Below are 11,724 nucleotides of genomic sequence, written 5' to 3' on the forward strand. Positions count from 1 at the left end.
GCCTTGGCCACGTCGATGGCGTATTCGTGGAAGATCACCGGGTCGTTGTAGGTGTAGGCGACGCTGCGACAGCCGAGCGTCTCGGCCGCCAGCGCGATCGTCTCGGGCTCGGCGGCGTCGGCGAGCGTGTCCATCTCGCGTGACTTGCTCATGTCCCAGTTCTGACAGAACTTGCAGGTCAGATTACAGCCGGCGGTCCCGAACGAGAGCACCGGCGTGCCGGGGAGAAAGTGGTTCAGCGGCTTCTTCTCGATCGGATCGATGCAGAACCCGGACGATCGTCCGTAGGTCGTCAGGACGATCTCCCCACCTTGGCAGGCCCGAACAAAGCACATGCCACGCTGTCCTTCCTTGATCCGGCAGAACCGCGGACAGAGGTCGCACTGGACGCGACCGTCCTCCAAGGCATGCCAGTAACGCGTCGGGACGACGCGATCGATCCGCTCGTCGTTCATCGCGATCTCCTGCTCGGCAGATACCGATGTTTTAAGTGTGGAAGACGCGGGCCCGATTGCAACCCCGGATCACGTCAGGGTCCGGGGCGCGGTTACCCGGTCCGCACGACGTATCACCCGCGCCGACTATACTTCGCAGATGAGGCCGCGCTCCGCCGAGTCCTGTCCCGAGCCGGTCCCCACGGCCCTCATCCGTCAGGAGGAAACAGCCATGTCACTCTCTCGCAACCCGGCGGTCGCCGGTCTCTTCTATCCGGCCGACCCCCGCGAGCTCAAGCGAACGGTGGACGACTATCTCGCCGAGGCGAACCCGGACGACGAACCCCCGAAGGCCCTGATCGTCCCGCACGCCGGCTATGTCTACTCCGGCCCCATTGCCGCGAGTGCCTATGTCACCCTGGCCCGAGCCCGCGCGATCGTGCACCGGGTCGTCCTGCTGGGTCCGGCCCATCGCGTGCCCCTGCGCGGCCTTGCCGCGAGCAGCGCGGACCGGTTCGAGACGCCGCTCGGCCCGGTGGAGCTGGACCGTGACGCGATCGACTTGGCCCTCGCCCTGCCGCAGGTCAAGTTGATGGATGCTGCGCACGCCCAAGAGCACAGTCTCGAGGTGCAACTGCCCTTCCTGCAGGAGGTCTTAGATCGGTTCAGCCTAGTGCCCTTCGTGGTCGGCGACGCCCGCCCGGACGAGGTTGCCGAGGTGCTCGATTTGCTCTGGGGCGGTCCCGAAACGCTGATCGTCATCAGCTCGGACCTCAGCCACTATCACACCTACGCCACCGCGCGAACGTTGGACACGTCCACCTCGGCGGCGATCGAGGCGCTCCGCCCCCAAGACATCGGCTACGACCAGGCGTGCGGGCGGATCCCGGTCAACGGACTGCTCGAGGTAGCGCGACGCCGCGGGATGCAGGCCCGCACGCTCGACCTGCGCAACTCCGGCGATACCGCCGGCTCAAGAGACCAAGTGGTGGGGTACGGCGCCTATGTCTTCCACTGAAACCGAAGACGTCTATCGGGTCGAGGAGCGGCGGATGCTGCTGGGCATCGCGGCCCAATCGATCGAGCACGGATTGAACCACGGCCGCCCGCTGGAGCCGGATCCGCATGACTATCCGACCGCGCTCCAAGCCGAGCGCGCAACCTTCGTCACGCTCCAGATCGACGGGGCGCTGCGAGGCTGCATCGGCGTGCTGGAGGCGATCCGGCCGCTGGTGATCGATGTCGCCCGCAACGCCTACGGAGCAGCCTTCGAGGATCCGCGGTTCCCGCCGCTGACCCGCGCGGAGCTGCCGCGGCTGGACGTCCACATCTCGGTGCTGAGTCCGTCCGAGCCGATGCACTTCCGGTCGGAGTCCGATCTGCTCGAACAGATCCGGCCCGGCATCGACGGTCTGATCCTCGAAGATCGCGGCCGGCGCGGGACGTTCCTGCCTTCGGTCTGGGAGGATTTGCCGAACGCCGCGGACTTTCTCGAGCATCTGCGCCACAAGGCGGGCCTGCCCTCGGGGTACTGGTCCGAGACCCTCGCGGTCTCGCGCTACAGTACGGAATCCTTCGGCGCCCCGATCGCGGAGACCTTCAGCGGATGAGCGTCACACCACTCGAACCCGCGGCACTCTATCGCCATTGCGACCCTGCGCAGCTCGCGCTCGAGACCACCGCCGACCTGGATGTCCGCGACGGCCTGATCGCTCAGGATCGGGCCATTCAGGCCGTCCGCTTCGGCATCGGCATCCATCACGAGGGCTACAACCTCTTCGCCCTGGGGCCTTCCGGAACCGGCAAATACGCCCTGATCCACAGCGCACTCAAGGAGCGCGCCAAGGAGGAGGCCGTGCCCCCCGATTGGTGCTATGTCTTCAATTTCGACGACGCCCATCGCCCGCGCGCACTGCGCCTGCCCCCGGGCAAGGGGGCGGAGCTCAAGCGCGACATGGAGCAGCTCGTCGAGGATCTGCACCGCGCGATCCAGGGTGTCTTCGAGAGCGACGAATACCGCACGCGCACCCAGGCACTGGAAGAGGAGCTGGAAGAGCGCCAAGAGCAGGCGATGGGCGAGATCCGCGAGTTGGCCAAGGAGAAGGACGTCATCCTCCTGCAGACCCCGACCGGGTTTACGCTCGCGCCGGTGCGCGACGGCAAGCCGCTCGGTCCGAACGAGTTTCACGCCTTGTCCGACGAGGAGCGTGCCCGGATCGAGGAAGACATCAACAGCCTGCAGGCCGAGATGCGCAAGGCCCTGCACCAAATGCCGCTTTGGAAGAAGCGCTCCGACGAGCGCATCGGAGCACTCAATCGCGAGATGGCCGCTGCCGCCACGCAAAGCCTGGTCGAGGCCCTCTGCGAGACCTACGGCGATCTCCCTGCCGTGGTCGTCTATCTGCGGCAGGTGCAGGAGGACGTGGTCGAGAACTTTCGCCAGTTTCTACCGGAAAGCGACAAACAACCCCCGATGCTCGGCATCTGGATCCCGCCGAACTCCGACGGTCCGCCCTGGCATCAACGCTACCGGATCAACGTGCTGTTGGGGCACGACAAGAACGGCGGCGCCCCGGTCATCTACGCGGATCTGCCGGCGCACCATCAGTTGGTCGGTCGCATCGAGCACCGCGCACACCTCGGCGCGCTGGAGACGGACTTCACCATGATCCGCGCCGGCGCGCTACATCAGGCCAACGGCGGTTATCTCATCGTCGATGCACTCAAGCTGTTGATGCAGCCCTTCGCCTGGGAGACCTTGAAGCGTCTCCTGCAGGCCGGCGAGATCCGCATCGAGTCGCTCGCCCAGATCACCAGTCTCATCAGCACCCTGTCGCTGGAACCCGAGCCGATCCCGCTGGACGTGAAGGTCGTGATGCTCGGCGAGCGGCACATCTATTATCTGCTGTGCGAGCTGGATCCCGAGTTCAGCGAGCTCTTCAAGGTCGCGGTCGATTTCGAAGACCAACTTATGCGCGGCCCGGAGAGCCATCTGGTCTATGCGCGTTTCATCGCCTCCGAGGTGCGGCGCGCCGGGCTGCGTCACTTCGATCGCGGCGCGGTCGCTCGGGTGATCGAGCACAGCGCGCGCCTGGCCGACGACAACGAGCGGCTCACAAGTCACATGCGCTCCATCGGCGACCTGGTGCGCGAGAGCGATTACTGGGCCGGAGCCGACGGATGCAAGACGGTCGGCGCGGCGCATGTCCAAGAGGCTATCGACGCCAAGATCGCGCGCGCCGACCGCATCAGCCGACGGCTGCGCGAAGAGACCACCCGGGGGACCATCCTGATCGAGACCGACGGGGCACGGGTCGGTCAGGTCAACGGGCTCGCGGTCATGAGCCTCGGAGGCTTCGCGTTCGGCCATCCCAGCCGGATCACCGCGCGGGTGCGACTGGGCAAGGGCGAGCTGATCGACATCGAGCGCGAGGTCAAGCTCGGCGGCCCCATTCATTCCAAGGGCGTGCTTATCCTCCAGGGCTTCATCGCCGGGCGCTATGCTTTGGATCATCCACTGTCGCTCTCGGCCAGCCTGGTCTTCGAGCAGTCCTACGGCAGCATCGAGGGCGACAGCGCCTCCTCGGCCGAGCTCTATGCCCTGCTCTCCGCGCTGGCCGATCTGCCGATCAGCCAGTCGCTTGCCGTTACCGGGTCGGTGAACCAGCTTGGCGAGGTCCAAGCGATCGGCGGGGTGAACGAGAAGATCGAGGGCTTTTTCGACACCTGCGCGGCACGCGGACCGGTCGAGGGTCAGGGTGTTTTGATCCCGGTATCCAACGTCAAACATCTGATGCTGCGCGCCGACGTGCGCGAGGCGGTCGCACAGGGCCGGTTCGCGGTCTACCCGATCGCGAGCATCGACGAGGGGATCGAGATCCTGACCGGGACGCCGGCGGGCGAGCGCGCCGCCGACGGGGGCTTCCCGGAGGGCAGCGTCAACGCCCGTGTCGAGGCTCGCCTGATCGGCTTCTCCGAGCGCCTGCGCGCCTTGCATGCCCGGGACGGCGAGACCCGACCGTCGGAGCGGGCCGAGCCATGAGCGCCGGAGCTCCGAGCGGACGGATCCGCCGCATCGCGGTCGCACTGGACGCCTCCCCGCACAGCCTGCAAGCGTTGGCGTTGGCCGCCGGCATCGCCGCTGCCTTGAACGCTGAGCTGGAGGGCGTATTCGTCGAGGATACCGAACTGCTGCGTCTCGCCGGGCTGCCCTTTCTGCGGGAGCTGCGGATCGCGACCCTGTGCGAGAGCATCCTGGACGCGGACCGGCTTCAGCGCGAGCTGCGCGCCGCCGCACGCGGCGTGCGCGAGCGACTCGAACGCACCGCAGGCGAGCTAGGCGTCGCTTGGTCGTTCCGGGTCTGGCGGGGCGATCTCGAGGCCGAGATCCTTGGAGCCGCACTCGATGCGGAGCTCTTCGCACTCGGGCGCATCGGGCGCTTCGCTCCACTGCGAAGACGGCCGCGGCCGATCGCTCCCAAGCCGCGGGATAGCGGGCTCCTCGTCGGCGTCCTCTATTCCGGGAGCGCGGGTGCGACACGCGCCCTCTCGATCGCCGTGGAGCTGGGGATCCGACATGCCGCGAGTCTGGTCATCATCCTGCAACCCGCGATGTCCGCGGATGCGGCGACGCTGCGCAGGCATGTGCTCGCACAGCTCGGATCCATGCGCGAGCAGACACGTCTGGTGTCGCTGGAGGCCGCCGATGCGGCCGGTCTCGCGGCGACGGTCCGTAACCTCGGTATCGATCTGCTCATCCTCGACGAGGCCAATCCGCTCCTCGGACGCGCCTCGCTCTGGACCAGTCTGGAGACCCTGGGCTGTCCGGTGGTGATCGGGCGCTGATACACGATTGGATTGCAGCGCGGCGACGTTCGGACTTGCGCCCGTTCGAGTTGCCCTCCATAGTCGCTCCATGACATCCAGCGTCGCACTCTACGAAGCCCTGACCACGGCCACCGACGACCGCACCCGCGCGCGCGTCATTGCCGAGGCATTCGAGCGACTCGAGGAACGCTATCCACATCTCCCGGATATGGTCACCCAAGGCCATCTGCGCGAAACCGAGCTGCGACTCCAAAAGGAGATCGAGCTCGTTCGGGCCGAGACTGTCCAAATGCGCGGCGAGATCGTGCAGATGCGCGGCGACATCAGGGAAACCGAGCTCCGCCTTCAAAAAGAGATCGAGCAGGTTCGAGGAGAAATCGTGCGCTCCAAGGTCGATCTACTCAAATGGCTCATCCCGCTGATGTTCGCCCAAGTCGCCGCGATCGCCGCCTTGGTGAAACTCCTCTGAGGTCAGTCGGGATGCTTAGGTGATTTCCGCGGAATTCCATACCGTTGTGCTGACGACAGGAGGCAAAACTTGCGCCGACGGTTCAGAGAATTCGCCTTAATCCTCAGCCGGCCACACGTTCTTCAATCCAGGACCGCGCCCGGTCGCGCAGTGCGATCGCGGCTTCCCAATCCTTGTCTTCGGGCCGGATGGGCGGGCCGATCAGGACCTCGGCATGTCCGGGACGTGGCGAAAAGCGGTCGCCGGGCATCAGCTCGCGCGTTCCCCGAAGAGCCACCGGGACAAGCGGCACGCCGGCTTGAGCGGCGGCGGAAAAGGCGCCCATCCGAAAGGGCAAGAGCCCCGGTTGCTCGCGGAAGGTGCCTTCGGGAAAAAACGCCAAGGCCTCGCCACGGGCCAGTATCTCGGTCAAGCGGGCAGACTCTGCACTACCCGCGCGCGGATCGAAGCGATCCACGAAATTCGCACCCATCCGCCGCATGAAGGCCGCCACGATCGGGCGCGCGAGGAGCTCGCTCTTGGCGACAAAGCCGATCGGACGCCCTACTGCCTCAGCCAAGGCCAAACCATCGAGATAGCTTTGATGATTGGCGACCAGGACAAAGGGGTGTCCCGCGGGGGGAAGATGCTCCCGGCCCTTGACGGCGAGTCGCACGAAGGTCATCCGGCGCAGAAGCCGGATGCCGACCCGCGCCATCAACCATCGCAGACCCGGGCTCGGGCTCGCCATGATGGCGATCCAGAACCAGGGCGCAATCAGGTAAAACGCCGCCCAAGCGTACGCCGCATAGAGTTGCCCCGGCAGGATCAGGATCCGTGCGCGAAGCCCTGACCCCGCGGCCCGCATCAACTGCCAAACCGGACGACGCACCTGCTCGGACAGTTGGCCGGCGAGATAGCGATCCCGCGTGGCGGCGCGTCGCAGCTTGCCGCTCGAGGTCTTGAGCACGGCACGCGGCGGGACCAGCAGCAGCTCGTCCGGCGGCAGTCCGAGCACATCGGTCGCGCGCTCGCGCAGCTGCCGGACCAGCTCGGCACGCCGCGCCGGATCACGCTCCTTGCTCTCGGCCAGGATCACCAGCCGCTCGCTGCCCAGCTCCGGGTCTTTCGCCGCGAAGGCGACCACGCAGCCCTTGCGCACGCCGGCGACCTCGCCGAGCGCTTGCTCGACCTCGTAGGGATAGAGATTGCGCCCGCCGCGGATGATGAGGTCCTTCACCCGTCCGGTCAGATGGATGTCGCCGCCCGCCAGATAGGCGCGATCCCCGGTCGCGTGCCAGCCGTCGTGGATCAGCGCCTGTGTCGCCTGCGGGTTGCGGTAGTAGCCTTGCGTCGCCGATGGTCCCTGGAACTCGAGCAGACCCTCGTGGCGTTCCGGCCGCTCGCGGCCCGCTTCGTCGACCACGCGCACTCGGTAGCCGGGAAGCGCACGACCGCAGGCCACCACCTCCATCGCCTGCGGATCCTCGCAATCGACCGCCAAGGCATAGCCCGCGCGGGCGAAGCGATCGCGATCGATACAGTCGATCCGCGGCCCGCGCCCGGCCGGAGGAAAGGTCAATCCGACCGCCGCCTCCGCCAGACCATAGACGGGGGCAAGCGACTCGGCACGCAGACCTGCGGAGGCGAAGCGCGCTGCAAATCGACGCAAGGTCTCGGGACTGACGGGCTCGGCACCGTTGAGCGCCCAACGCCAGCGACTCAAGTCCAGATCGGCGATCTGGGCGTCGGTGATCCGGGTCAGGCAGAGCTCGTAGGCAAAGTTGGGTGCCGCCGAGATGGTCCCGCCGTGGCGATGGATCGCCTCCAGCCAGCGCACCGGACGCGCCAGGAAGGCAAGCGGAGACATCGACACCAATGGAATGCCGTAATAGAGGCTGCCGAGCCATGCACCGATCAAACCCATGTCGTGATAGAGCGGCAACCAGCTCACAAAGACGTCGTCCGGCGCAACCTGCACGACCTCGCCCATGGCGCGGATGTTTGCGAGGAGATCGGCATGGCTCAGAACGACGCCTTTAGGGTCGCCGGTGCTGCCGGAGGTGTACTGGAGAAAGGCGATGTCCTCGGGCGCGGGTCGCGCCCGGTTCTCGCTCGGCGTTTCCTGCTCGAGACCCTCGAGCGTCACGATCCCGCGCAACGAGCGGACCTGAACCCGCAGGACGCGACCGATGGCCCTCGCCTCCGGGACCGTGATCAGAAACGCCGCACCGGCATTGTCGAGGATCCGAGCATGGCGACGCAGGTGCTCCTCGATCTGCTGCGGTCGACTCGGCGGGTAGATGGGCACCGGGACGCCGCCGGCCATCAGGACGCCGAAGAAGCTGTTGAAGTAGTCCGGCCCCGTCGGAAGCATCAGTGCCACGGTCGCTCCGGGACGCAATCCGGCGACCTCGAGGCGCGCGGCAATCCGTGCGGCACCGTCGGCGAGCGCTTGATAGCTGATCGGCTGCGCGCCCGCGTCCGATCCCTCGTACAGGATATGGACCCGCTCCGCGTGGTCCTGCAGATGCTTATCCAGGACATCCAAAAGGGTCGCTGCGGAGGCCGGGTGACCCTCCGCGGTCGGCTCGGGCGCGAAGGCAACGCGCACATCGAGAACGACTCCCGCTTCGTCGAGTATCAACCCCAGGAGGTCGCGGGCGGTCGCGGCCGAGAGGGCTTGTTCCGAGAGCCGGACCCCGAGACCCTGCTCGACCCGCGCGATCAGCTCGGAGCGACTCAGGCTATCGAGTCCGAGGTCTGCCTCCAACCGCGTCTCCAGATCGATCCCGTTCGGCGGAACAATCACGCGAGACTCGCGCGCGAAGCTCGACAGAATCGACAGCAGTCGTTCCGCGCGCTCCTCGTCCTGTGTGGCTCCCGTCATGGACGATTCCGGTTCCTCGAAGGCTTTGATCCGAACTCTACCTCAGTGCCGAGTCTTACACGAAATCGGATGATCATAAACCGCCGCGGGGCGGGTCGAGAAGGTGAATAGTTACGATAACCCTACTCTTCTTCTTGCTTATAATATGAAGTCGGCTGCCATCCAAATCGACGTGTCATCGCTCATGCATCGGGATCACGAGACAACGGAGCACACCACGCGTGTCGACCCTGCGCTGCAGAACGCCGTCGATCTGGGCAGACTGCTCGACGCACTGCCTTGCGGTGTTGTCGTGCTCGACGCCGACCAACGCGTCGTGGCAGCGACCCGAGTCTTCTCGAACCTCGCGGGCTACCCCCAAGGCTTGACGAGCGATCTCGCCTTCAGAGATCTGCTCGACGACGAGGACGCATCCCGAGTCGGCGACTTTCTGACCACAGGCGAGGCGGAGACGACCCGAACCCTGCGTCTGCGGACCCGAGCGGATCGCCCGGTCAGTATCGTCATCCACTTCTCGCGCCTCGCTCCGGGCGAGACGCCCGCTGCTCCCGTGATCGGCATCGTCATCGAGCAACGCGCCGTCGCGAACACCCCGGTTCATTCGGAGCTCGCCGGCGACGAGGCGCAGGCCTTCGCGGGGGTCGCTAACTGGGAGATCGACATTGCCACCGGTCGCACCCTGGCCTCACGCACCTGGTACGACATCTGGGGCTTCAAGCCCGATACGGACGTCTCCCTCGAGGCCGTGCTGCTGCAGATCCATCCCGACGACCGCTACCTGGCAACAGTCGCCGTACAGCAGGCCATCGAGGCCGCCGTCCCCTTCCGCTTTCGCCATCGTATCTGCCGCCCGGACGGGACGCTGCGTTGGGCGGAGAGCGCCGGCCGCCTCGAGCTCGCAGGCTCGGACGGCGCATCCAAGCTCTCCGGCGTCGTCCTGGACATCACGCAACGGCGCGCTGCCGAAGAAGCACTGGCCTGCTACTACGACATCGTCTCCGCATCGCCCGATCGCATCGCCTTCCTCGACCGCGGCTGTTGTCTGCTCGCCGCGAACGCCGCCTTCCTGACGTCGATCAAACGGACGCAGGACGATGCCGTCGGGCGTCCTCTGCAGGAGGTCGAGGGTCAGGGTCCGCTCTGCGAGCTCGTGTATCGCAACCTCGGGCGCTGTCTCGACGGGGGACACCCGGTCGTCGACGACATCCGCGAAACCGGCCCTGACGGTCGGGTGCACGAGTCCGAGGTCAGACTTTTTCCCCATCGTGACGACGAGGACAAGGTAACGGGTATCGTCGTGAATATCCGTGACGTGACCAGCGTGCGGGACTCCGAGCGGCGTCTGCTGCAATCCGCGGTTGTCTATGCCGCAACCTCGGACGGCGTCCTGATGACGGACGCCGACGGGCGCATCGTCGCTGTGAATGCTGCGTTCAGCCGGATCACGGGCTATGCGGAGGCCGAGGTCCTCGGACGCAAGCCCAGCCTGCTCAACTCCCATTGGCACACCAAGAGCTTCTTCACCCGCATGTGGCGTCGGCTGATCAAACAAGGCGTCTGGGAAGGCGAGATCTGGAACCGGCGCAAAGACGGCGAGATCTATCTGCAGAGACTACACCTCCGACGCATCCTCGACGGCCGCGGCAAGGTCACCAACTTCGTCGGCGTCTTCGCCGAGCGCCCAGTCTCCGCCAACGGTCCGAAGCACATCGAGTACCTTGCCCACTACGACCCCTTGACCAAACTGCCCAACCGAGTGTTGTTCGACTCGCGCCTGGCCTACGCGATGGACCCGGCGCGGCGCAATCGCACGCCGATCGCGCTCTTCTTGCTCGACCTCGATCGTTTCGCGAACATCAACGCGAGCCTCGGTCACCAGATCGGCGACGAGCTGCTGCGGACAGTCGGTCTACGCCTGCGTGAGACCATTCGTCCCGCCGACACCCTGGCACGTTTGATCGGAGACCAGTTCGGGCTCCTCTTCGAAGGGATCCAGACCCCGACGGAGGCACAAGAGATCGCACGACGCCTGCGCTCGGCCCTGCGAGCGCCGATGACGGTGCGCGGACATCAGGTCTTCGTCACCATGAGCATGGGAATCGCCTTGGAGGCCTGCGCAAGCAGCGACACCGAGGTGATGTTCGCGCACGCCGCAACGGCGCTCGCCAACGTCAAGCAAGACGGACGCGACGGCTTCCGAATCTATTCCGAGCCACCGGTCGGCACATCGACGGCACGTCAGCGGCTCACCGAGATGCTGCAGGCCGGGCTCGAAACCGGCGAATTCGAGCTGCTGTTCCAGCCGCGCGTCCACTTGGAGACGGGGCGTTGGCCGGGCGCCGAGATCCGTGTGCGCTGGCATCAGCCGGAGCTCGGACCGGTCGTGCACGAACGGCTCCTTGCGCTTGCCGAATCCGGCGGCATGACGGTCGAGCTGGGTCAGTGGATCCTCGCCGAGACATGCCTTCAGTTGCGGGACTGGAATCTCAGAGGCGTCCCGGTCGGGACCCTTGCCGTGAGCATTTCCGAGACCCAGCTGACACGTTTCGATCTGGTCGCGTTGCTCGAACGGCTGCTTCGTACCAACGAGCTCGACCCAGCGCGCCTCGAGCTGAGCTTCGCCGAGTCGCTCCTGTTTAAACACCCGGAGCAGGCCCGCGAGGTCCTCGACGGATTGCACCGGCTCGGCGTGGGCGTGGCCTTAAACGAGGTCGGCACAAGCTGGCTCGCGCCGCAGGTTCTGCGTCGGCTCCCGATCCGCAGACTCGAGATTCATCGCAGCTTCGTGGACGCCATGCCGAACTCGCCGGACGACCTGGCTGTCGTCCAAGCCCTGATCGCCATGGCCCAAGCACTGGACATCGACGCCACGGCCGACGGGGTCCGCGACGACCGCCAGCGTTTCATCCTGCTCAACATCGGCTGCCTGGAGGCGCAAGGCGACCTTTTCGCACCGCCGTTGAGAGCCCCGCACTACGAGCGCTGCCTGCTTCAAGTCTCGGAACCCCCGTCCGACGCGCCGATCGAGTCACGCCTCTCCCTCTTATGACCGCCTAATCGCACCTTGCGACACCCGGGCATGACGTGTCTAATCCAGGGCCAACGTCCCGGAAAGAGCCCAGGCC

The 11,724-nt window shown here is 66.1% G+C and carries 8 protein-coding genes; 6 read left to right on the forward strand and 2 right to left on the reverse strand.

Annotated features, from left to right (window positions below):
• Positions 1 to 455 (reverse strand): AmmeMemoRadiSam system radical SAM enzyme (gene amrS / locus GPT33_RS06105; RefSeq protein WP_296806446.1); only part of this gene is annotated, 455 nt, incomplete at its 3' end.
• Between the two features lie 211 nt (positions 456 to 666).
• On the opposite strand from amrS, the gene amrB reads away from it, so the two are divergent.
• The 5 genes from amrB to GPT33_RS06130 all read left to right on the forward strand — a co-directional run bounded on the left by amrB (position 667) and on the right by GPT33_RS06130 (position 5,730).
• Complete coding sequence (amrB, locus tag GPT33_RS06110) at positions 667 to 1,452, forward strand: AmmeMemoRadiSam system protein B (RefSeq protein ID WP_296806448.1); 786 nt, start codon at positions 667 to 669, stop codon at positions 1,450 to 1,452.
• Positions 1,439 to 2,044, forward strand: coding sequence for an AmmeMemoRadiSam system protein A (amrA, locus tag GPT33_RS06115; RefSeq protein WP_296806450.1), 606 nt, complete (start codon positions 1,439 to 1,441; stop codon positions 2,042 to 2,044). The genes amrB and amrA overlap by 14 nt, the downstream gene beginning before the upstream one ends.
• Complete coding sequence (locus GPT33_RS06120) at positions 2,041 to 4,476, forward strand: ATP-binding protein (RefSeq protein ID WP_296806451.1); 2,436 nt, start codon at positions 2,041 to 2,043, stop codon at positions 4,474 to 4,476. Before amrA ends, GPT33_RS06120 begins: the two co-directional genes overlap by 4 nt.
• Positions 4,473 to 5,279 carry a universal stress protein gene (locus tag GPT33_RS06125; protein WP_296806453.1) on the forward strand — a complete coding sequence of 269 codons (807 nt, stop codon included), beginning with the start codon at positions 4,473 to 4,475 and terminating at the stop codon, positions 5,277 to 5,279. The genes GPT33_RS06120 and GPT33_RS06125 overlap by 4 nt, the downstream gene beginning before the upstream one ends.
• A gap of 70 nt (positions 5,280 to 5,349) precedes the next feature.
• Entirely contained in the window at positions 5,350 to 5,730 is a 381-nt protein-coding gene (locus tag GPT33_RS06130; protein ID WP_296806455.1) for a DUF1640 domain-containing protein, read from the forward strand.
• 103 nt (positions 5,731 to 5,833) lie between these two features.
• On the opposite strand, the gene GPT33_RS06135 is transcribed toward GPT33_RS06130, so the two are convergent.
• Positions 5,834 to 8,599: an AMP-binding protein gene (locus GPT33_RS06135; RefSeq protein ID WP_296806457.1), complete on the reverse strand. Its 2,766-nt coding sequence runs from the start codon at positions 8,597 to 8,599 to the stop codon at positions 5,834 to 5,836.
• A 184-nt stretch (positions 8,600 to 8,783) separates the two neighbouring features.
• On the opposite strand from GPT33_RS06135, the gene GPT33_RS06140 reads away from it, so the two are divergent.
• Entirely contained in the window at positions 8,784 to 11,648 is a 2,865-nt protein-coding gene (locus tag GPT33_RS06140) for an EAL domain-containing protein (RefSeq protein ID WP_296806458.1), read from the forward strand.
• Positions 11,649 to 11,724: the final 76 nt, after the last annotated feature.

Source organism: Thiocapsa sp. (assembly GCF_011390875.1).
Lineage (GTDB): Bacteria > Pseudomonadota > Gammaproteobacteria > Chromatiales > Chromatiaceae > Thiocapsa.